Source organism: Dyadobacter sp. (assembly GCF_051859145.1).
Lineage (GTDB): Bacteria > Bacteroidota > Bacteroidia > Cytophagales > Spirosomataceae > Dyadobacter.
The window spans coordinates 1-21,628 of record NZ_JBHYGF010000523.1; the positions used below are offsets into that span (position 1 = coordinate 1).

A 21,628-nucleotide genomic window follows, 5' to 3' on the forward strand; every position below is an offset into this window, starting at 1 on the left:
GTCGATCTTGACAATAACACCGAGCTCCCGCTTGATTCTACCAAATCCACCACAGGAGAAATCAACCTCAGAATACCTGCCACGCTCGCCGGCAACAGATATCAGATCAGGGGTACCGTCGCCAAATACGCGCTCACGACAGCTGTTAATGTTTATGTTACTACCCGCGCGGAGCTAAGTATCAGCGGCAACACGACCATTAACAGCGGAGCTTCCACCCAGCTGGCGCTCAAATCGGGCAAAAGCAACGGCTATGTGGAATATACATTATCAGACGGAACGCGCGGCAGCCTTTATGCCTACCCCGGTCAGATCAACTATGTCCGTGTACAACCCCGGCAAACTACTACCTACACGATTTCCTCGGTAAGAAACGAATGCGGCGAAGGGGACCGGTCGGGATCTGCAGTTGTGGAAGTTAACCCGGCTTCGGCAAGAAGTGTAAGTGTAACCAGCTGGTCTTCCCAGAACAGTGCAGGATTTTGTACCGGAGACACTATAGCAGTCTCTTACGTAACAATGGGCACATTTACCTCGGGCAATACGATGACCGTGCAAATCTCAGATACAACGGGAAAGAACTTTCGGCCTATTACGACAATCGGCAACACGAACCCGCTCAAAGCAGTACTTCCGGGCGACCTTTTGCCAAATGGACAATACAGAATGCGTGTTGCGGCCAGTGACCCGGGTACAGCCAGCGGCGCTTATGAATATGCTATGGTTGCGGGTCAAAAAGCCAAAGCGCGCTTTGCTTCCGAGTCGGTTATTTTTGACGGTAAAAACAATCCTAAGATCACGGTGTTACTGGAAGGCGGCGCGCCGTGGACTTACCAATGGGGAACAGACTTGCTGATCAATACGCGGCAGACTTTTAACCCAACGGATGTAATCGAGCTTTTCCAGGCTTCGCCCAACCAGTATTACCGTCTATTCAGGGTTTCGAACAACTGCGGGGCTGGTACGGTAGATAGTCCGGGAACAGTGCGCGTAGAAATGGTGACTGCAACCGAACCTGCACTTACATTTAATGTTACCGTTGCTCCAAACCCTGCACAGGAGCGGCTTAATGTGACATTTGATCATGTGGCCGCATTGAAGCACATCACTTTGTATGATCTCAATGGGCGGATTCTGCGCCAGTTTGAATCCCGGAAGGATGCAGAGGAGATCAACATCGCTGCGCTGCGAAGCGGTATTTATATGCTTGTTGTAGAATCGAAGGGAAGAAAAAGCACATTCAAGATCGCAAAACAGTAAGCTGATCTGCAATTCTGAAAAACAAAAAACCGACGCTGAAAAGCGCCGGTTTTTTATTTTGTAAGCTATCTAAGATTATTTCACCTCTTCATAATCGACATACTCGCCGCCCTGAAATCTTGAAGACTGATTGGCATCGGGTGGTACATTATCTACTCTTACGCCACCTTGTGCTCTTTGTTGCTGTTGCCTTTGTTGCGCCCGGAAAATTTTCTCCTGCTCTTTCACCAACTTCCTTCCCACGAGTAAATGGAAGATGAAATTTCTAAAAAAAGGAACAAATGCCAGTAGCAGCAGGAATATGAGAATTATATTAAATACCAGTTTCATTTTTCGAAAGTTTTCTTCTTTGTATAACGCAAACCTAAGTAAAATAGCACACTAATATAGGGAAAATCCTAATGAATGCGGCTCTACGCCTGTGGAAAGGTCAGCAACTGGTATAAACGGGTTTCTTTTTCCCAATCCTAAATTGCCACTGCCTTGCTGTTTTCCACTACCCTTTCATAGTACGATTCGTAATGCGGCAAAATCTTGGCCACATCAAATTCTTTCGCGCGGGCAAGTGCATTGGTTTTGAATGTCGGCAGGTTATCATCGTTCAGAATGTAGGCTGCGTGTTTGACCATATCATCTACATCGCCCACATTGCTCAAAAATCCGGTTACACCATGCAGGTTTAGTTCCGGCAGGCCACCTGCATTGGAAGTGATCAAAGGTACCTCACATGCCAGCGCTTCAAGTGCAGCCAGACCGAAACTTTCAGATTCGGAAGGCATTAAAAACAGATCTGCCACGGACAGTACCTCTTCAATTGCATCCAGCTTACCCAGAAAACGAATATCCGACAGCATATCCAGGTCTTTACAGAGGCGCTCAATGCGCGCACGATCGGGACCGTCGCCTACGAGCAAAAGTTTGCTTGGAAGCAGTTTCCGCAATTTTTCAAAAATCATAATCACATCGTCAATCCGCTTCACTTTCCTGAAATTGGATGTATGGACGATCAGCTTTTCGTTATTGGGACAAATTGCCAGTTTGAAATGATCTTTCTTTTGTCTGTTAAAACGGTCGAGATCGATGAAGTTTGGAATTACTTCAATGTCTTTGGTGATATTAAAATGACTGTACGTATCGCGTTTCAAAGATTCTGAAACCGCTGTGATACCGTCGGACTGGTTGATGCTGAATGTAACTACGGGCTCGTAAGATTCATCTTTACCTACCAATGTAATATCGGTTCCGTGCAAAGTTGTAATCACGGGAATGTGGATCCCCTGCTGGGCAAGTATCTGTTTGGCGAGGTAAGCGGATGATGCGTGCGGGATTGCGTAATGTACGTGCAGCAGGTCAAGGCCGGCATTCTGCACCACGTGTACCATTTCACTCGAAAGCGCCGACTCGTAAGGCGGGTACTGGAACAACGGGTAGGCAGGTATATTTACTTCGTGATAATAGAGGTTTTCATTAAAGAAATCGAGTCTTTGTGGTTGAGAATAAGTAATAAAATGAACCTGGTGACCAGCTTTCGCCAGTGCTTTACCTAGTTCGGTAGCTACCACACCACTTCCTCCGAAGGTTGGATAGCACACGATACCGATTTTCATAATGTTCGTAGAAAAGTTATTTCCTCCCGGCCCAATTTATTGCCAGGCAGGTTTTCATTTGAGCTAACAACAAATCCCGGAATTTTATCCCACAAATGGATAAAGATGTTAAGAATTGTCGTTAATGCTTTAAAATGATAATTTTATCGCCTAAACCTTCTTTTCAGCGTTAACCTGCATTAATGTGTCGGTCAGGTCCAAAATCAGATTACGGGATTACATCGCAGGAAGTGCGCGGCTGGTTCGCTCCACTAATCTGGTTATCGTTGCGCTTACCCAGTACCTTACAAGGATTCTGCTGATCGGCCCGAGAAGTGAATGGAAGTCTATTATCGCCGATCCGGACCTTTTCCTGCTGTCTCTCTCGACAGTTTGCATTGCCGCTGCGGGTTATATTATCAATGATTATTTCGACATTAAAATAGATATCGTCAACAAACCCGAGCGCGTGGTGGTGGGTCGGTACCTCAAAAGACGGTGGGCAATCGGTGCGCACCAGATACTGAATGTGCTCGGCGCGGTACTCGGATTAGCGGTGAGTCCGTACATTTTCCTGATTAATGTGTTTTCCATTACGCTCCTATGGTTTTATTCAGAGCGGTTCAAGCGGGCGCCATTTATAGGTAACTTCATTGTTTCCCTGTTGACAGCGATGTCACTGCTGATCCTGACGGTACATTTCCCTGCCAACCGGCACCTGGTGCTGATCTACTCCGTTTTTTCATTCTTCATTTCGCTCGTGAGGGAAGTAGCCAAGGATATGGAAGATATAAAGGGAGACGAGGCACACGGTTGCCGCACGCTACCGATCATCTGGGGCATTCCGCGCACCAGGAACTTTCTGTATGTGGTACTGATCCTTTTTGTATTTACCCTTTTTGCAATGGCAAGGGTACTGAACAACAGCCTGCTTGTTCTGCTGTTTATATTATTGCTACTGCCCATTCTCTATCTCGCATTCAAGCTCTCACGCGCCGATACCCGAAAGGATTTCAAAGAAATCAGCAGCTTATGCAAGATCATTATGCTGCTTGGCTTACTCACGATGATCTGGGCATAGTGTCCCTTTTAATCAAATTTCTGTGTGCCTGCATCCAGGCAGCCTGCTTCGGAGTATATTTAGGTATTCGTTGTTAATCAAATCTTTATAACCGAAAACTATGAAAAAGTACTTATTACTTGCATGCTGCTTTATTGCCACATTTCTCCTGCCAGCATCAGCGCAGGACTGTGCCGGGTTTACCTTAAAAGAAGGTTCAGGATTTGAAATGGACAACTTCGATGCGAAAGGCAAATCGGTCGGCAAGATCATTTACAAAGTTGCGAAAGTGAGCAAAGACGGCGCATTCACTGTTTTTAATATCGATATGGAATCTTTCAACAACAAAGGACAATCGCAATTGAAAAACACCTATGAAATGAAATGCGACGGCAATGTCATGGTAATGGACGCAAGTGCGTTGGTGAGCCAGGAGCAGATGAAATCTTTTCAGGGAATGGATATGAAGTTTACTTACGACAACATTGAATATCCTTCCAAATACAATGTGGGGGACAAATGGAAAGATGCCTCAGTTAAAGGCGAAGGGAAATCCACCGCAATGCCGGTAACCTTTAACATGGCGATCAAAAACAGGACGGTTGTGGGGCAGGAAAAATTAACCGTGCCGGCAGGTACCTTTGACGCTTACAAGATCAATGCAGATATGAATGTGCAAATGGTTATGGGCTTTCCGATCAAAGTAGATATGCAAACGATCTCTTATCGGACACCAAGCGTGGTCTGGGACCTGAAAACGGAAACTTACAGGAAAGGAAAGTTAATGGGATACAGCGAATTGACTAAAATATACTGACTTTTTTACAACTGCTCTTTGTAAAGAACGGCTTTCGGAACTTTCGTTAGCCGTTCTTTTTTAGTTTTGTCCCGGCAATCCTGCTTTCCAAACTCATCGATATCCACCATTAACCTAACCCAATGAAAAGAATAGCCATTTTTGCCTCCGGCTCAGGAACAAACGCAGAGAAGATCAGTGAGTACTTTTCCGAAAGGGCAGATGTAGAAGTTTCCCTGATCTTTACCAACAATCCAATGGCCGGGGTAATCAAACGGGCGTGCAGCTTACAGATACCTGTTGTTTTCTTTGACAAAAAAACTTTTTACCAGACCGGAAAAATCCCTCAGATACTTGCAAACGAGCGCATTGACCTTGTGGTACTTGCCGGATTTATGATGCTGGTACCTCCTGCTCTGGTCAATGCATTTCCTGATAAAATCATCAATATTCACCCCGCGCTACTCCCCAAATATGGGGGCAAAGGAATGTACGGCCAGTTTGTGCACGAGGCTGTTGTGAATGCAGGCGAGCGGGAATCGGGCATTACCATTCATTATGTAAATGAACATTACGACGAGGGCAACATTATCTTTCAGGCCACATGCGAAGTGGAGCCGACCGATACCGCAGATGATGTGGCGGCCAAAGTGCATGCGCTTGAATATGAACATTACGCGAGAGTAATCGACGAACTGCTTGCAAAACAATAACATCAGGAATGTTCTACTTCATACTGGCGGTAGTTTTCACTGTCGCGCTTTACCTGATCATGCGCGCATTTCCGAAATATCAGGTGGATTCTTTTCATGCAGTGGTGTTCAATTACTACTCCTGTGTACTCACCGGCCTGCTGCTCACGCCCGACCTCGCGGTTTTCGGACAGGTTGAATGGACCTCCCAGGGAACAATGCTTACGCTCGCATTGGGAACCTTGTTTGTAACTGCATTTATGCTCATCGGGTTAACTGCGCAGAAGGTGAGTGTTACCGCTGCTTCTCTGGCAGGGAATATGTCGCTGGTCATTCCGGTGCTTTTTGGTCTTTTTGTATTTAAAAACAACAACAAGGAATTTACTGCTATCAACTATGGCGGATTGCTGGTTGCACTTGCCGCACTAGCCCTGGGCGCCATTCAGAGAACCAGTGTAAAGGAAAAATCGGGTATAGCAGCGACAAGTACTTCTGGTGTTTCCGCCGGACTGTGGGTGTTGCCGGTGCTTACTTTCCTGGCTTCGGGCACTAATAACACGCTTATTAACTATTTATCTGTACGCTATTACGTGCCCGGGCAAACTACCGTTTTCATGATCATAGCCTGTACAGGCGCAATACTAATTGGCACTTCCATTCTTATTTACCGGTCAGTGGCTTACAAACAGCGGCTACACCTGCGCAGCGTTGTGGGTGGCTTGATCCTGGGTGTACCCAACTTCCTGTCGCTCTATTTTCTTCTGCTTGCATTGGCTTCGTTCGGTAACAGTGCTGCCTTCGTTTTCCCGATCTACAACATTCTCAGTATGCTGGTATCCTCGGCGGCAGCCTGGCTGATTTACAGGGAAAGGCTCAATTCATTAAACAAATGGGGGCTGGTTCTGGCTGTGATAGCTATATTGATGATATCCTATCAGGAATTGAATCTCTGATCTGCACCAATGCAAAGGTCAGCAGACACTACCAAATACCAACGTCGGCCACGTTGAAGAAAACGTATACACGTGTAGATGAATTTCCCCGCTCTTCACGCCATTTTTCCTAATATAATTATACAAATACCATCTTTTGGTAGACTTTGTAGCTATTCAGCTACTTAAAGATCGCTTTCAGCCTCCTGGTACACATTTTTCAGAATACAGCTATATTGCTTTTCAAAACACATTCACATGAAAAATTGTATTATTCTGTTACTGGTTGCATTTGTATGTAGCCAACAGGCACAAGCTCAGGAGAACGTTTCTATCGGACCAATGGCAGGAGTTTCCATTGCCAATCTCCGCGGAGACATTTCAAACACAAACTGGAAGCCCGGACTGACGATTGGTGGTTTTTACAACTACAGTTCTGAAACAGGATTCGGATTCAGCGGACAGCTTCTTTTTACTCAACTGGGTGCTCAGACTGACAGCAAGCGTAACGAGCTCAACCTTAACTACATTCAGGCTCCATTGCTAGCTACATTCTTCTTCGGAAAATATGGTGACGTGGTAAGGCCGAAGATTTTCCTGGGCCCTACCCTCAATTTTATGACTTCTGCCCGTGACAAAAACGGAAACAATGTCAATGGCGATTCCAACAACCGTAATTTCAGCGTCTTTGACCTGGGTGGTACAGTTGGCGCGGGACTTAATATCAGATTGGCACAAAAGATCTGGTTGAACTTTGACGCACGCTACGGATTTGGCCTGCTGGATATTACCAGACTGGACAATTCAAATATCAAGAACAATAACTGGGGTATCAACACCGGCCTGAGCTTCCCGCTGGGAACTTACGACAAGAACACAGGTCGCCTCAGAACCCGGTAAGCACACTAATTTTCGATAGAAGGCACACTATTACTTGACGAAAACACACTATCAGGAAATAACAAGCACACTATCAAAAATTGAGAGAGCACACTAACTTGATAAATAACACACTATCAAAAAACAGATAACACACTATTAAAGATAGAAAGAAGGGCAACTCAGCTGAGTTTGCCCTTTATTTTTTTACCAGCTCTCGCCCACCGAAGTACTGCAACCGGCTTTGCTGTTGTCGTTTGTCATCACAGATTAAGGCGTAACTTTACACTTCAATTTGAATTGCATGATGACTTTTGAAGATTTAAACCTCACCAAGCCGCTATTAAAGGCAGTTGCTGATGCAGGCTATACTACTCCTACAACTATTCAGCATAAGGTATTTCCGGTAATGATGTCGGGGAAAGATGTGTGCGGCATTGCGCAGACAGGAACAGGAAAAACAGTCGCCTATCTGTTACCAACACTTCGCCAGATCGAATATTCCAAAGACAGATTACCACAATTGCTGATTTTAGTACCAACCAGGGAGTTGGTCGTGCAGGTTGTGGAAGAAGTGAAAAAATTAAGTGCTTACCTCACGCTTGAAGTAGTGGGCGTATATGGAGGCGGGAATATAAAGGTGCAAATGGCGGAACTGCACAATGGCGCAGATGTGGTGGTAGCTACCCCCGGGCGCCTGTTTGATCTTGCATTAAACGGCTCTCTTAAGACAAAAAACATCAAAAAGGTGGTTATTGATGAAGTAGACGAAATGCTGAACCTCGGCTTTCGCACACAGCTTAAAAATATCCTCGATCTCCTGCCGCAAAGAAGACAGAACCTGCTTTTCTCTGCGACTCTCTCGCAGGAAGTGGAGCAGTTGATGGAAGCTTATTTCAATAATCCCGTACGCGTGGAAGCAGCTCCGGCTGGTACTCCGCTGGACAATATTGAACAGCAAGCTTATGAAGTCCCCAACTTTTACACGAAAGTAAACCTGCTTGACTTACTGCTAGACGAGCACGAAGAAATGAGCAAAGTGTTGATTTTCGTAGCGACAAAAAAGCTCGCCGATCAGCTCTACGGACAATTGGAACTGGGGTACCTGAATAAAATTGGGGTTATTCACTCGAATAAGGAGCAAAATCACCGTTTCAATACAATGCGTCAGTTTCACGACGGCACTTACCGCATCCTGATTGCAACAGATATTGTGGCACGTGGGATTGATGTGGCCGAAGTATCACACGTTTTCAATTTCGACATTCCCGAATCGCCGGAGAATTACATTCACCGGATTGGAAGAACGGGACGGGCAGATAAAAAAGGGGTTGCCATTTCATTCATCACAGAAAGGGAAAAACCATTTCAGGAAGAGATCGAGGAGTTGATGGAATTCAAGATCCCTATGCTGCCGTTGCCGGAGAAGCTGAAAATTTCAGAGATACTGACTCCCGACGAAGAGCCGAAGATCTTCATGAAGGATATTCTTGTGAAAAACACAAGAAATGAGAATGCAGGGGCGGCGTTTCACGAGAAGTTGGCAAAGAATAAAAAGGTGAACATTCGGCGGGACCATGCGAAAGAGAAAATGCAGAAATATGGTCGCCCGATCAAGCGGTCAGGAAAGAAATAAAAAAGTTTAAATTTTTTTTCTCCTCAATGATCTAAAGAGTAATCCGTGTCGTAAATAGTTATGAATCGATGGAAGCGAGGTTTTGAATGTGGTTTAAAGTTCTGTTGGTTCATTCAAAATTGCTGACAAGGCTGTTCAAAACAGCAGATCAAAGGATACAATTAATTATTGTGGAGGGTAAGGTAATACATAGAGAGGGTGACCATGTCACCCTCTCTTTATTTTTGGCTGATAATAAAAAAGCTCCCGAATCGAAATCCGGGAGCTCTATTTCTTGGTGTAAGAGGATCAATGATCCGACTTAACTTTTTCGAGATTAAAGAGATCATTCAGCACGTCGATCAGCGTTTCGGCTTCGCCTCTTTTACATGCAGCTTTCAGTTGCAGTACCGGCAGTTTAAGGATCTTTTGCATCATACTGGATGTAATCCTTTCTACTTTTTCCAGTTCTGAGTCGCTCAGATTTTTTGTAAAACGCGTCAGCTCTTCTTTCCTGATCTGTTCCAGCGCACCTTTCAGCTTTTGAATAGTGGGCGAAACTACCATCTCACGTGACCAGTCATTAAATTCTATCACTGCCTCGTCGATGATCTCGCGAACATGCGGCACAGCTGACAATCTGCGGTGCAAAGCTTCATCTGCTTTGGAGCGGATTGAATCAATAGTATAAAGCATTACGCCCGGTATCTCTTCTACTTCCGGAGAAACGCTTCTTGGAACTGAAAGATCAATGAAATATTTAAATGACATTCCACGTAAACGAACCATCATTTCTTTTGTAAAAAACGGTTCGTTGCGGGCAATCGAAGAAACGATGATATCTGCTCTCGAAATTTCTGATTCAATATCAGAAAAATCGGCAACCCGGAAACCAAGCTCGCCGCCCAATGCATCAGCTTTGCTTCGGGTACGGTTAATCAATGTAATATCTGCATCCTTATTCTGCGCCAGGTTCCTGCAAACGTCCGTTCCGATTTCGCCTAATCCCACGATCAATATCTTCGGATTTGGCATCAGACCTTCCAGCATTTCTACGGCTGCGTAAGAAACAGAAGCAGCGCCATCGCGGAAAAAAGTCTCCTGCGCTACGCGTTTGTTTGCAAAGAAAATCGTGTGAAGTAATCTGTGTAAAAACGGCCCCGCCATATTCAGGTCGGCAGACCATTGATATGCATGTTTGATCTGGTTCGGGATTTGCATATCCCCTACTACCTGTGATTGCAGACCAGTCGCTACCTGAAATAAATGCTGAACAGCTTGTTCACCGTCAGCAAAACTTTCGAAGTACGATTTAAATATTTCGGTATCGGTAATTCCTTTTTCGATCAGGAGGAGCTTGATAATATCCTCATTCAGATCGGTTTGGGAAGAATAATAAATTTCGGTTCGGTTACAGGTGGAGACAGCCAGGACGTCGGTAACATCGAAGAAATCTTTTAGACGAAGCATAACGCTCTTCGCTTCCGCCTCATTCAATGCCAGCTGTTCTCTAATTGCGAGAGGAGCGTTCCGATGTGATAAACTTATTAATTTGAACTGATTATACATCACTTTGTCTAATTCAATACACAAAAGTACGGTGCAAAACTTCAATTGAAAAACGAAAGGGTGACCGACAGTTTATTTAGAAAGCATTTAAATAAATGTCTGAAATCCTATGCTAGTTACCCTGCTTTGGCAGTAAAAAACATGATTAATATCAGCTTTATAACTGACACAGAGACGCAACAATGCGGTCAGCAAATCCACTAAGCTTAAATATTTTGCGTTATTTGTACACCACAACATAAATATCCGCCTGCGCGTGCCCGATACTGAATGATCAGTCCAACTTCCAAGCGAAAACCCCGTTTCCGGCTGCATCCCGCAGCAATATTGAACAGTCAGCGCCTGAGGCGGTCGCTGATGGATACGTACGATCAGAAAAGCACATATAAATACCTGATCGGCGTCATTTTGCTGGTTTTAAGTATCAGTTCGCTGTTTTACACCGATAAGCTGGTGGAAGAACTCGAACAGCGCGAGGAACGTGAAGTGCAGCTTTACGCAGAAGCATTGAGATATGTCGTGAATAGTCCGCTGGACGAAAATTTCAATGTGGTTTACCAGGTTATCCAGGATGCGGTTAATTTTTATCAGATACCGGCTATTTACCTAGACGAAAATAACCTGACTTCGCCGGATCGTACCATGAATATCGATTTTCCCAAAAACATGAGCTTGCAGGAGCGGGAAAGGATTATTCAGGACAAACTGAGCGTGATGAAACTGGAACATCCTCCCATTCCCGTTGAACTGGGAAAAGGACGCACCGGCTACATTTATTATAGTAATTCATTTTTGCTGACCCAGCTCAGGTATTATCCTTTCCTGCAACTTTCAGTGATGCTGCTGATCGGCTACCTGGCTTATCTCGCATTCAGTTCCGCGCGGAAGGCGGAGCAAAATCGGGTTTGGGTCGGATTGGCCAAAGAAACGGCACACCAGCTCGGCACCCCGCTCTCTTCGCTGATGGCGTGGGTAGAGTATTTCCGCAGCGATCCGTCGATTGACCCTTCCATTGCGGAAGAAATTGAAAAGGATGTGATCCGGCTGGAAATGATCACCACACGCTTTTCAAACATCGGATCTGTCCCGACATTAAAAGACGAGCCGATTGCTGAGATTGTATCCAATTTCATCAACTATCTGGAAAAAAGGGTTTCTTCAAAAGTGAAATTCAGCGTCGACAATCAGCTTGCCGCAGAACAAACGGCGCTTTTGAACAAGAACCTGTTTGAATGGGTGGTAGAGAATATCTGCAAGAATGCAGTGGACGCGATGAGCGGGATAGGAGAAATCAACGTGAGCTTACAGGCTCCGCCCAACAACAATGAGATCTGGATTGATATCGCCGATACGGGCAAAGGGATGAGCAAAGCGAATATGAACAAAATCTTCAATCCCGGTTTCAGTACCAAAAAGCGTGGCTGGGGATTGGGACTGACACTTGCCAAACGGATCATCGAAAATTATCACTCCGGCAAGCTTTTCGTCAAAAACTCGGAAATAGGGAAAGGAACTACATTCCGTATCACATTAAACGCCAGCATCATCGAATGAGCTGGCGTTTTTAAATGTATCGTTTCTTAAAGTCTTAGAGGTAAACCGGCACGGTAACTGCATCTTCCGGCTTAATTTCCAGCTGGTTGCTGATGTGAAAAGCGCGATCAATGATCCTTACTTTAAACCGCACTTTCGTCGGTACTGCGCTTCCAAGGTAACGGAATGGGATTTTGAGGTCCAGCTTGCCTTTAATAGGTCCCGGCTTTCCGTCTGGTTTCAGGAGCGGAAAAAATTTGAAACTATCTCCCTCCATAATGCGCTCCGACCAGCTGCTGTCTTTGTTCTGAACCATAGTAACAAGTTCATAGTTGGCAGGTACTCCCCAGCCAGGCACCTTCTCGTAAGCCGACGTAAATTCAGGCTTTTGTACATCGTCCGAAGATGCACCTAAATCGCCGTCTCCGTCTTCAAAGTCGAGGGTAACTGTAACAACTTCTGTTTTCTGTTCGCGACCTGACACGGTGTCAATCTGAATGTCCTGGGTGATCCCATTGAAATAGATAACCGGAGTATCGCCAAAATCTGGGATGTCCACGCAGCCGGCAGACCAAACAGCAAGAAAGAGGAACAGGGAAACTTTCAGTTTCATATTACTTCAATTTTTAACTTTGTACTTGTATCCTACGAAAGTAACAGTATTGGAAATTCAAAACAATAAAACGGTTACCGAAATCAGACTGGGTTTGAGGCAGCAGGTACTGCATTTAAAACCCTCAGATTTTGAGCAGGTTGCGTTGCAGGTATTCCGTTACCAGGCACTTCACAATCCTGTTTACAGCGAGTATGTCACGCTTCTTAACACGCGTATTGAGGAGGTAAGTAAGCTGACTCAGATTCCGTTCCTGCCCATTCAGTTTTTTAAGACACACATTATCCGCACAGGGTTGGTATCCGAAGCGAATATTACATTCCGCAGCAGCGGTACCACCGGGCAGGAAACAAGTCGCCACGATTTGTACGACGAGCAGCTCTATAAAGCTATTTCAGAACAGATTTTTCAGGAAAATTATGGAGACCTGAACCAGTTCCATATTCTTGCCCTGCTACCATCATATCTTGAACGAAACAACTCTTCGCTCGTGTATATGATGCAACATTTTATTGAAAAAAGCGGCTCACCTTATTCGGGATTTTACCTGAACAATACAGCGGAATTGCTGCAAGTAGTTCATAACCTGATCGATAACCAGGATAAAAAACGCATTCTCCTGCTCGGTGTAACGTTTGCCCTGCTGGATCTTGCGGAGAGCAGTAGCAACCTTCAATTTATCGGAAAAAGCGGTAAAGTAACTGTGATGGATACCGGTGGAATGAAAGGGCGCCGACGTGAAATGCTGAGGGAAGAAGTGCATGATGTACTTAAACGCGGGTTTGGCGTCGACAGCATTCATTCTGAATATGGAATGACCGAACTGCTATCCCAGGGATATTCCAGCGGCGAAGGATCCTTTGTACCTGGTCGCACCATGCGCATTCTGCTCCGGGATATCAATGATCCCTTTGCCATTTATGATCACAACGTCGGTAGTTCCAAGACAGGCGGGATCAATGTGATTGACCTTGCCAACCTGGATACCTGCTCGTTCATTGAAACGCAGGATTTAGGCCGGTTTGAAGAGTCCGCGGGCAGGTTTAATGTTATGGGAAGATTTGACAATTCTGATATCCGGGGCTGCAATTTAATGGTACTGTAAACCGTTTTTATCACGCATTTGACCACTCCGGCTCTTCACCAGGAAGTTTAATTGTTTTTTAATCGCGCTAAAAACAGTGTAAATCAGTATTCTACCAGCCTGTTCTACAATATAGAATTGTTCTAACAAGCTTGATTTTAGAATATTCCTTAAATTAGTCGAATTGTTTAAAATTGCACTAATCGAATGTATTATTACATTTTGGATTGTTAACTCACATTTAAGTAAATCAAATGAATAGACGTGATGCCCTTGGCCGGGTGGCGCTGCTGATGGGTGGAACCCTTTCGGCCCCTACCCTGATCGCTTTTCTAGAAGGATGTAAATCGGCCAACGAAACTTCTTCTGCACTTACGTTCCCGTTTTCTCCCGAAAGGCAGGCACTTGTGTCTGAGGTAGCTGAAATAATCATTCCAAAAACCGATACTCCCGGTGCGAAGGATGCGAAAGTGGGCGAATTCATCGAAAAAATGCTGAAAGATTGCTACGCTGCAAATGATCAGGAAAGTTTCAACAAAGGTCTTGAACAATTGGAAAAGAAAGACTTTATGAAAGCTTCACCGCAGGAGCAAACGGCAATTCTCACCGAAATGGAGAAGTCGGCAAAAGAAGAGCTCGCAGCTGCCGACAAGAAAGCGGACGAAAGAACTCCGGAAGAAAAGAAAAAATACACGGAAGCAGGCAAGGAGTATAGTGACGCAGGTGTACCGTTTTTCCGGCTGATGAAAGAACTTACCCTGCTGGGTTACTTCACATCTGAGCCAGGCGCAACAATGGCGCTGGAATATGTGGCAGTACCGGGAAGATACGACGGCTGCATTGACCTGAAACCGGGACAGAAGAACTGGGCGATGTAATCCCGAAGGAAATCGGATACAGGCACGTGTGCCTTTTTCAAAATTGTTATTGACATATTCACTATGAATCTAAACTTAAAAGCAACAAAGCAGGCCACATACGATGCGATTGTGGTAGGCTCGGGAATAAGCGGCGGATGGGCAGCAAAGGAACTGACAGAAAAAGGATTGAAGGTTTTGATGCTGGAAAGAGGCCGGGATATCAAGCATATTACTGATTATAAAACGGCTACGCTTGCTCCGTGGGAACTGGAACACCGCGGCAGGGTAACTACCGTGGCAAAAGAAGAATACTGGGCCGGAATGCGGACAGGCTACACAGCCAATGAAGAGCACCGGTACCTGTTTGAAAATGACAGTGAGAACCCTTACGAAGAAACACGTAAATTCGACTGGATCCGTGCCTACCACGTTGGAGGCCGCTCCCTGTTGTGGGGACGCCAGAGCTACCGCCTCAATCCGATGGACTTTGAGGCAAATGCAAAAGACGGAATATCGGTCGACTGGCCGATCCGCTATTCAGATATAGCGCCCTGGTACGATTACGTGGAGAAATTTGCGGGTATCAGCGGTTCGCGTGATGGACTGGATGTATTGCCTGATGGTAACTTCCTGCCACCAATGCAAATGAACTGCGTGGAGAAACACGTAAAAGGCGAAGTGGAGAAGAAATTTGCAGGGCGTCACATTATTATGGGCCGCGCCGCACACCTCACGCAGCCTCAGAGTCTCCACACAGAACTCGGTCGGGCTGCCTGCCAGTTTCGGAATATGTGTATGCGCGGCTGTCCTTACGGAGCCTATTTCAGTACACAATCGGCCACTTTACCTGCTGCACAAAAAACAGGTAACCTGACACTGGTACCAGATTCCATCGTTTCAGAAGTGATCTTTGACGACAAGGCGGGCAAAGTAACAGGCGTGAGAGTAATCGATCAGAACACGCTCGAAACAAAAGAATACTTCGCCAAAATCATCTTCCTGAATGCATCTGCAATTGCTTCTGCATCCATTTTGATGAACTCCAAATCCAAGCGTTTCCCGAATGGCCTTGGGAATGAAAGCGACCAGCTTGGCCGGAATATCATGGATCACCACCTTGCTGTTGGAGCGCGCGGCGATATGCCGGGTTTTGAAGACAAATATTACTTTGGTCGCCGTGCAAACGGGATTTACATTCCACGTTACCGGAACTGGGGTGACGACAAACGCGACTACATCAGAGGTTTTGGCTACCAGGGAGGCGCAAGCCGTGAAAGCTGGGGACGTGGGGTAAATACCGACGGATTCGGAGCTGACTTTAAAAAGCAATTGTCGGAGCCGGGCGCGTGGAGTATGAACCTGGGCGGATTTGGTGAAATGATCCCGAACGAGAAAAACAGGTTTACATTACACCCGACCAAAAAGGATAAATGGGGACTTCCTGTCGTGGTATTCGATGCAGCATACGGAGAAAACGAATCCAAAATGCGCAAGGATATGATGAACGACGCAGCCGAAATGCTGGAAGCAGCTGGCTTGAAAAACGTTGTTCCTTATAATGACGAGTCGAAACACCCTGGAATCGGTATTCACGAAATGGGTACTGCCAGAATGGGTAACGATCCGAAAACTTCGGTACTCAACAAGCATAATCAGATCTGGGGTGCAGAAAATGTGTATGTTACCGACGGCGCATTTATGACATCAGCATCTTGCGTGAATCCGTCGCTTACTTATATGGCTATGACCGCGAGAGCTGCCGATCATGCAGTGAAGGAGTTGAAGAAAATGAATGTATAATAAGTAATTTCTTGTTGCGAAAACCCCGCCAGGTAAATCCAGCGGGGTTTTTTCTTTATATACCAACCCTAATTTCTGATCCCTTGAAAGATTCTGCAATTGCACCAGTACAGCGGGTTTCGTCTGTTGACGCCTACCGTGGCTTTGTGATGTTCCTGATGATGGCCGAAGTGCTCCGGCTGGAACAGATCTCGGAAGCATTCCCCGACAGTGGCTTCTGGTCATTCCTCGCATTCCATCAGAGCCACGTTCCCTGGGTGGGCTGTTCATTGCACGATTTGATCCAACCTTCTTTTTCATTCCTGGTGGGTGTGGCACTACCCTACTCTATCGCGAGCCGCGCAAGCAGGGAGCAGAGCACTTCACTTATGTGGTACCATACCATTCGCCGCTCGCTGATCCTGATTCTTTTGGGAATATTTCTGCGTTCCATGCACGCCGGGCAGACCAATTTCACTTTTGAAGATACACTTACGCAGATCGGGCTTGGCTATCCTTTCCTTTTTGCACTTGCGTTCACTACCGAACGCATTCAATGGACTGCGCTGGGTGCGATCCTGTTTTTATACTTTCTCGCCTTTGCATTATATCCTTTACCCGGACCTGGTTTCGACTGGGCTGAAACAGGTACGACAGCAGACTGGGAACACAACCTGAGAGGCTTCGCTGCGCACTGGAACAAGAACACCAATTTTGCCTGGAATTTCGACCGCTGGTTTATGAACCTTTTCCCACGTGAAAAGACATTCCGGTACAATGGAGGCGGATATAGCACGCTGAGCTTTATACCAACACTAGGAACGATGATACTGGGATTGGTAGCAGGAAAGTGGCTGAAATCGGCAGTATCGGCAACCTGGTTCATCAAGCGCTGCATTATTGCTGCCAGCATCCTGTTTGTATTTGCATTGATCCTGAACTTTGCCGGCATTAACCCCATTGTAAAAAGGATCTGGACACCCGCGTGGACTTTATTCAGCGGGGGCTGGTGCTTTCTGCTGCTGGCTGCATTCTATTATATAGTAGATGTGAAAGCCAACAGTTCCAAGTTCCTGTTTTTACTCGTAATCGGCACAAATTCCATTGCAGCTTACATTCTCGCACATACCATAGACAGTTTTATTGACCAGTCTTTCAGGATCCACCTCAGTCCGCATTACGATCTGATTTTTGGCGAAGGATTGAGATCGCTGGTAAGTGGCACTGTAATCCTGTTTTTTGAGTGGTGGATTTTATACTGGATGTACAAGAAGAAGCTGTTCATTAAGATTTAATGTTTGCAATATTTGCATTCATACTAACCTATCATTATGCTTCAATTACAGGGAATACACCATATCGCGATTATCTGCTCGGACTATGAGCGGTCAAAGAAATTTTATACGGAAATTCTGGGATTTAAAATAGATCGCGAAGTGCTGCGGGCGGAGCGGCAATCCTACAAGCTTGACCTTTCTTTGAATGGCTTGTACTGCATTGAGCTTTTTTCATTTCCGGATCCTCCCAAACGCCCATCCCGACCGGAAGCAACGGGGTTAAGGCATATCGCATTTGAAGTAGCTGATGTGGAAGCGGCAATAGGAGAATTGAATGCGAAAGGGATTTTTCCTGAGCCGGTAAGGACGGATGAATTTACCGGCAGGAAGTTTACATTCTTTGCAGATCCGGACGATTTGCCCATAGAACTGTATGAAGCCTGAAATTAGGCAGCTGCTATATAAGATACCGGTTTTCTGCTGGTACCACTTACTTCCAGTTTACACAAAACTTCATAAAACTCGGAAATCCTGCTCAGGTGCTCGTCCAGCACCTGCACAGCTTCTGTATCACGATCCAGGTGTGAGCGGAGCGACTTGTACAACTGCAATGTAGCAGATTCAATCTTTTTTAAACAGCTCGCTACTTCGCAAGGCGCTTTTGCATTTTCCAGTGATTGCAGCGACGCCAGAGAAGCGATCTGATTCGTATCGCCAAGTTCTTTGTCTGTCAGAAAACATTTGAAATAATCATAAATGGCCCGGATTTCCTTCTGAAAGAGTACAGCACTTACGTGACCCTGGCTCAGCAACTTACGGAAATTTCCCATGCTGTCTTTTTTCAAAGCTTCCAGGTAAAGTAGCTCTCTGTTCTTCTGTTCATTCCATAATGCCCTGATAATCGGAACGAAGTTATTATCCCCAACATTCTCCATAGCGCCCTGTAATTTGACCATGCCCGAATTGCACAAAATGTATGCCTGAAAACGTTTGCAAATGGGTTTATGCAGTTATACAAACAACAATTCCAGCGTAAGTGCAAAATGCACGTTAAATAAACTTTTTTAATAATTCAGGTACACTTGTGAAGGAAGTAACCTGGGGTGAATTTGCCATAATACAAAAAGTTGGCTGTGGAAATCAAATGGAACAAATCACATCGGTTGCGGTGATAATTTTGTCAAGAACTGAAAGCGTCTAACTTTGCCGGCTTTACAATATTTGAATACGAATCAGGTTAAATAAAGCAGCAACATCCGCGAGCTTACGAATCGAATACATATGCTTAGAGCAACTTCCTATATTACCATAACGTCCCTTTTTACAATACTTTCCTGTAAAACCTCCACCCCTCGGCAACAAACAACAGTTCAGGAGCAACCGCTACTGAGAATAGGAGAAGAACAGTTTTCACTTGCCGATTACCAGGATGCATACAACAAGAACCTGTACGCTTCCGACTCGACCAAAGAGCTAAGTCCCAAAGAATACCTGGCCGTTTATACGGATGCCAAAATCAAGGTGCTGGAAGCCAAGAAAGAAGGCCGCGATACAATCCAGGACTATAAAGAAGAAATTGCATCCTACCGTGACCAACTTGCAAAGAACCATTTGGTTGACAAAGAACTGGTGGAAAAGCTGACTAACGAAGCTTATACACGTTTGAAACAGGAGCTGCGCGCTTCCCATATTTTGATTGGCGTTTCAGAAGATGCCGCTCCCGCTGATACGCTGGAAGCTTACCGCGCCGCCATTGCATTGAGAGGCCGCCTGGAAGAAGGTACAGACTTCGGGGATATGGCCGCCAGATTTTCTAAAGACCCTTCGGCAAAGAAAAACAAGGGAGATTTGGGATACTTTACGGCATTCCAGACAATTTACCCGATTGAAACTGCTGCCTACAACCTTTCAGTGGGCCGCGTATCCCAGCCTGTGCGCACCAAAGCAGGTTACCACCTGATTAAGCTTACTGACAAACGCGCGAACAGAGGTATGATCCGTATCGCGCATATCATGACGCAGGCAGATACCACAGCCAGCGCGGCGCAAAAGCAGTCGGCTAAAACGCGCATTGAAGAAGCTTATAAGCTTTTGCAGGATGGTGAACAGTGGCAGGATGTAGTGGAAAGTTATTCGGACGATAAACAATCCAGAAAAAACAATGGGTTGCTGCCGATGTTTGGGATCGGCGAAATGGTACCTGAGATCGAAGAAGCTGCATTTGCGCTGAGCAAACCAAACGATTATTCAAAGCCGGTACAAACTATGTACGGCTGGCACATTATCAGATTAATCGAGAAGAGACCGATTGAAACGTTTGCAGTAATGGCGCCTTCGCTGCGTAAAAAAGTGGTTACCGATTCGCGCGCAAAGGTGATTGAAGCTGCAAATGCGAAACGTTTGAGGGAGAAATATGCGATTCAGGAATTTCCGGAGCAATGGAAAGAAGTCTCCACTTTGCAGGACAGCAGTATTCTTACAGGTAAATGGGACTACCTCAGGGCAGTGAGCAAGGATTGGTCGACGACCACTTTGTTTAAAATTGAACAACAGTCCTACGACGCGCTTTCTTTTCTGGATTATATTAAAAAACGCCAGGTGCGTAAAGCCAAAGACGCATCTGTGAGTGTGGTTTTCAGAAAATATTATACCGATTACCTCTCTGAGTGCCTGACCGAATACGAGAAGGCGCATTTGGAAGAGACAAATCCCGAGTTCAGAAGTTTGATGAACGAGATCAGGGAAGGTGTGCTGCTTTCGCAGATGATGGAAGAAAATGTATGGCAGCGGTCGCTTTCGGACTCGGCTGGACAAGTGCGGTTTTACGAACAAAATAAATCCCGCTATAACTACCCTGACCGCGCATTGGCAACTATCATTTCAGCCAAAGACACACAAACTGTGAATGCGATCCGCAGGACGCTGGCTGTAACTCCGTACAAACTCGAAAGAAAATCAGCCGAGATCCTTTTCCAGGCCGGCTCTTCTGTAATAGACAAACAGGAAACAGCTGCATTAGAAGATCTGGCGATTATCATGCAAAAAAACCCGGATTATGTAGTTGAAATCGCGGGCTATCGCTCTTCGGAAGAATCGGAGATGACATCTGCCGCCCGCATCAGGAATGTTATTAAATATCTGAATTCACAAAACATCCCCATTCTGCGTATCATAGAAAAAGACTATGGGTCTTTCAGGCAGGCTGCCGAAGCAGATCGGAACCGCAGGGTTGCTTTTCAGTTTTACAGCCAGTCGGTGAAAGATGTTGAAAAAGTATATAATTCTGACACTCAGGCTATCGTTACCATCGACGAAGGATATTTTGCCCGTGACAACAAGCTTTTAAGCAAGTTCAAATGGGAACCAGGAGAGCAAACGAGGCAGGAGACAAATGCAGTTACCTGGATCAACATCCGGAAAATTGAACCGGCGAGGCCTAAAACATTTGCAGAAGCGCGCGGAAGTGTGATCAATGATTACCAGAAAGAGCTGGAAAAGCAATGGGTTTCAAGACTTCAGCAGGAGTTTCCGGTGAAAGTCAATGCAGAAGAATTAGATAAAATTAAGCGTTAAGCGTATTTTAGCATTTACAAAAACATATTACATTAAAAAACCCGCACGTATCCGACAGGAACAAGTAAGCATATGAAAATAAATAGATTGATTGCCACTCAGCTGCTCATGGTTCTCGCGCTGTTTGTTAGTTTAAAAAGCAATGGACAAGGTCAGCAGGGAGTGAGCCTCGATAAAATAATTGCGAGAGTGGACAATCACTACATTCTCAATTCAGAGCTGGAAGATATGTACACCCAGTACAAAGCCGAAGGCCGCACCGCCCCGGAAAAATGCCAGCTGCTCGAATCATTGATTATCAACAAAATGCTTCTTGCCAAAGCCGAAATTGACTCTGTTTTGGTTGACGATAAAGAAGTAGACGGTGAGCTGGATGCGAAAATGGGTTATATGATCCAGCGTTTCGGTTCGGAAAAAAATATCGTTGAAGCTTATGGAAAAAGCATTGACAACCTTAAAAACGAACTTCGCCAGCAGGTGAAGGAACAAAAGGTAGTTGAGAAAATGCAGCGTACAATTT

At 45.5% G+C, this 21,628-nt stretch carries 19 protein-coding genes and 1 pseudogene; 15 read left to right on the plus strand and 5 right to left on the minus strand.

Annotation, left to right across the window (positions count from 1 at the left end; genetic code table 11):
• A partial coding sequence (locus ACTIE6_RS23225) for a T9SS type A sorting domain-containing protein (RefSeq protein WP_439558903.1) occupies positions 1-1,260 on the plus strand: 1,260 nt, incomplete at its 5' end.
• Positions 1,261-1,335: 75 nt separating this feature from the next.
• Here the strand turns inward: ACTIE6_RS23225 and ACTIE6_RS23230 are convergent.
• Both ACTIE6_RS23230 and bshA read right to left on the minus strand, forming a co-directional pair.
• Complete coding sequence (locus ACTIE6_RS23230; RefSeq protein ID WP_439558904.1) at positions 1,336-1,590, minus strand: DUF4834 family protein; 255 nt, start codon at positions 1,588-1,590, stop codon at positions 1,336-1,338.
• 137 nt (positions 1,591-1,727) lie between these two features.
• A complete protein-coding gene (gene bshA, locus ACTIE6_RS23235; protein ID WP_439558905.1) occupies positions 1,728-2,867 on the minus strand; it encodes an N-acetyl-alpha-D-glucosaminyl L-malate synthase BshA in 1,140 nt (379 codons plus the stop codon).
• 178 nt (positions 2,868-3,045) lie between these two features.
• Between bshA and ACTIE6_RS23240 the strand changes: the two genes are divergently transcribed.
• The 6 genes from ACTIE6_RS23240 (at position 3,046) to ACTIE6_RS23265 (ending at position 8,841) form a co-directional block, all read left to right on the plus strand.
• Positions 3,046-3,927, plus strand: a complete 882-nt coding sequence (locus ACTIE6_RS23240; protein ID WP_439558918.1) for a geranylgeranylglycerol-phosphate geranylgeranyltransferase — start codon at positions 3,046-3,048, stop codon at positions 3,925-3,927.
• Positions 3,928-4,027: 100 nt separating this feature from the next.
• A complete protein-coding gene (locus tag ACTIE6_RS23245) occupies positions 4,028-4,723 on the plus strand; it encodes a TapB family protein (protein ID WP_439558906.1) in 696 nt (231 codons plus the stop codon).
• Positions 4,724-4,845: 122 nt separating this feature from the next.
• Positions 4,846-5,415 (plus strand): phosphoribosylglycinamide formyltransferase, encoded by a 570-nt coding sequence (purN, locus tag ACTIE6_RS23250; RefSeq protein WP_439558907.1) that lies wholly within the window; start codon positions 4,846-4,848, stop codon positions 5,413-5,415.
• A gap of 8 nt (positions 5,416-5,423) precedes the next feature.
• Positions 5,424-6,347 carry a hypothetical protein gene (locus ACTIE6_RS23255; RefSeq protein WP_439558908.1) on the plus strand — a complete coding sequence of 308 codons (924 nt, stop codon included), beginning with the start codon at positions 5,424-5,426 and terminating at the stop codon, positions 6,345-6,347.
• Positions 6,348-6,584: 237 nt separating this feature from the next.
• The gene (locus ACTIE6_RS23260; protein WP_439558909.1) at positions 6,585-7,226 is read left to right on the plus strand and encodes a porin family protein; all 642 of its coding nucleotides are present in this window, start codon (positions 6,585-6,587) and stop codon (positions 7,224-7,226) included.
• Between the two features lie 286 nt (positions 7,227-7,512).
• Positions 7,513-8,841, plus strand: a complete 1,329-nt coding sequence (locus tag ACTIE6_RS23265; protein ID WP_439558919.1) for a DEAD/DEAH box helicase — start codon at positions 7,513-7,515, stop codon at positions 8,839-8,841.
• 288 nt (positions 8,842-9,129) lie between these two features.
• Here the strand turns inward: ACTIE6_RS23265 and hemA are convergent, their stop codons facing one another.
• Entirely contained in the window at positions 9,130-10,389 is a 1,260-nt protein-coding gene (gene hemA, locus ACTIE6_RS23270; protein WP_439558920.1) for a glutamyl-tRNA reductase, read from the minus strand.
• Between the two features lie 270 nt (positions 10,390-10,659).
• On the opposite strand from hemA, the gene ACTIE6_RS23275 reads away from it, so the two are divergent.
• Positions 10,660-11,943, plus strand: a complete 1,284-nt coding sequence (locus ACTIE6_RS23275; RefSeq protein WP_439558910.1) for a sensor histidine kinase — start codon at positions 10,660-10,662, stop codon at positions 11,941-11,943.
• Between the two features lie 34 nt (positions 11,944-11,977).
• Here the strand turns inward: ACTIE6_RS23275 and ACTIE6_RS23280 are convergent, their stop codons facing one another.
• On the minus strand, positions 11,978-12,535 hold the full coding sequence (locus tag ACTIE6_RS23280; RefSeq protein WP_439558911.1) for a hypothetical protein: 558 nt from the start codon (positions 12,533-12,535) through the stop codon (positions 11,978-11,980).
• Positions 12,536-12,584: 49 nt separating this feature from the next.
• Between ACTIE6_RS23280 and ACTIE6_RS23285 the strand changes: the two genes are divergently transcribed.
• From ACTIE6_RS23285 to gloA2, 5 genes are all read left to right on the plus strand, one after another.
• The gene (locus tag ACTIE6_RS23285) at positions 12,585-13,640 is read left to right on the plus strand and encodes a LuxE/PaaK family acyltransferase (protein ID WP_439558912.1); all 1,056 of its coding nucleotides are present in this window, start codon (positions 12,585-12,587) and stop codon (positions 13,638-13,640) included.
• Between the two features lie 233 nt (positions 13,641-13,873).
• Positions 13,874-14,497 (plus strand): gluconate 2-dehydrogenase subunit 3 family protein, encoded by a 624-nt coding sequence (locus tag ACTIE6_RS23290; RefSeq protein WP_056285073.1) that lies wholly within the window; start codon positions 13,874-13,876, stop codon positions 14,495-14,497.
• Between the two features lie 63 nt (positions 14,498-14,560).
• Entirely contained in the window at positions 14,561-16,279 is a 1,719-nt protein-coding gene (locus ACTIE6_RS23295) for a GMC oxidoreductase (protein ID WP_439558913.1), read from the plus strand.
• Positions 16,280-16,362: 83 nt separating this feature from the next.
• Complete coding sequence (locus tag ACTIE6_RS23300) at positions 16,363-17,553, plus strand: acyltransferase family protein (protein ID WP_439558914.1); 1,191 nt, start codon at positions 16,363-16,365, stop codon at positions 17,551-17,553.
• A 36-nt stretch (positions 17,554-17,589) separates the two neighbouring features.
• Positions 17,590-17,979, plus strand: a complete 390-nt coding sequence (gene gloA2, locus ACTIE6_RS23305; RefSeq protein ID WP_439558915.1) for an SMU1112c/YaeR family gloxylase I-like metalloprotein — start codon at positions 17,590-17,592, stop codon at positions 17,977-17,979.
• Positions 17,980-17,981: 2 nt separating this feature from the next.
• Here the strand turns inward: gloA2 and ACTIE6_RS23310 are convergent, their stop codons facing one another.
• The gene (locus ACTIE6_RS23310; protein ID WP_439558916.1) at positions 17,982-18,491 is read right to left on the minus strand and encodes a hypothetical protein; all 510 of its coding nucleotides are present in this window, start codon (positions 18,489-18,491) and stop codon (positions 17,982-17,984) included.
• Between the two features lie 325 nt (positions 18,492-18,816).
• Between ACTIE6_RS23310 and ACTIE6_RS23315 the strand changes: the two genes are divergently transcribed.
• On the plus strand, positions 18,817-21,108 hold the full coding sequence (locus ACTIE6_RS23315) for a peptidylprolyl isomerase (protein ID WP_439558917.1): 2,292 nt from the start codon (positions 18,817-18,819) through the stop codon (positions 21,106-21,108).
• Between the two features lie 108 nt (positions 21,109-21,216).
• Positions 21,217-21,628, plus strand: a pseudogene (locus ACTIE6_RS23320) (peptidylprolyl isomerase); the annotation flags it as partial.

What these genes read in the sequence shown, in the direction of transcription:
- ACTIE6_RS23260 (WP_439558909.1), top strand. Translation starts at nt 6,585, where the DNA reads ATGAAAAATTGTATTATTCTGTTACTGGTTGCATTTGTATGTAGCCAA.
- ACTIE6_RS23245 (WP_439558906.1), top strand. Translation starts at nt 4,028, where the DNA reads ATGAAAAAGTACTTATTACTTGCATGCTGCTTTATTGCCACATTTCTC.
- gloA2 (WP_439558915.1), top strand. Translation starts at nt 17,590, where the DNA reads ATGCTTCAATTACAGGGAATACACCATATCGCGATTATCTGCTCGGAC.
- ACTIE6_RS23315 (WP_439558917.1), top strand. Translation starts at nt 18,817, where the DNA reads ATGCTTAGAGCAACTTCCTATATTACCATAACGTCCCTTTTTACAATA.
- ACTIE6_RS23265 (WP_439558919.1), top strand. Translation starts at nt 7,513, where the DNA reads ATGACTTTTGAAGATTTAAACCTCACCAAGCCGCTATTAAAGGCAGTT.
- hemA (WP_439558920.1), bottom strand. Translation starts at nt 10,389, where the DNA reads ATGTATAATCAGTTCAAATTAATAAGTTTATCACATCGGAACGCTCCT.
- ACTIE6_RS23290 (WP_056285073.1), top strand. Translation starts at nt 13,874, where the DNA reads ATGAATAGACGTGATGCCCTTGGCCGGGTGGCGCTGCTGATGGGTGGA.
- bshA (WP_439558905.1), bottom strand. Translation starts at nt 2,867, where the DNA reads ATGAAAATCGGTATCGTGTGCTATCCAACCTTCGGAGGAAGTGGTGTG.
- ACTIE6_RS23230 (WP_439558904.1), bottom strand. Translation starts at nt 1,590, where the DNA reads ATGAAACTGGTATTTAATATAATTCTCATATTCCTGCTGCTACTGGCA.
- ACTIE6_RS23275 (WP_439558910.1), top strand. Translation starts at nt 10,660, where the DNA reads ATGATCAGTCCAACTTCCAAGCGAAAACCCCGTTTCCGGCTGCATCCC.
- purN (WP_439558907.1), top strand. Translation starts at nt 4,846, where the DNA reads ATGAAAAGAATAGCCATTTTTGCCTCCGGCTCAGGAACAAACGCAGAG.
- ACTIE6_RS23295 (WP_439558913.1), top strand. Translation starts at nt 14,561, where the DNA reads ATGAATCTAAACTTAAAAGCAACAAAGCAGGCCACATACGATGCGATT.
- ACTIE6_RS23255 (WP_439558908.1), top strand. Translation starts at nt 5,424, where the DNA reads ATGTTCTACTTCATACTGGCGGTAGTTTTCACTGTCGCGCTTTACCTG.
- ACTIE6_RS23310 (WP_439558916.1), bottom strand. Translation starts at nt 18,491, where the DNA reads ATGGTCAAATTACAGGGCGCTATGGAGAATGTTGGGGATAATAACTTC.
- ACTIE6_RS23280 (WP_439558911.1), bottom strand. Translation starts at nt 12,535, where the DNA reads ATGAAACTGAAAGTTTCCCTGTTCCTCTTTCTTGCTGTTTGGTCTGCC.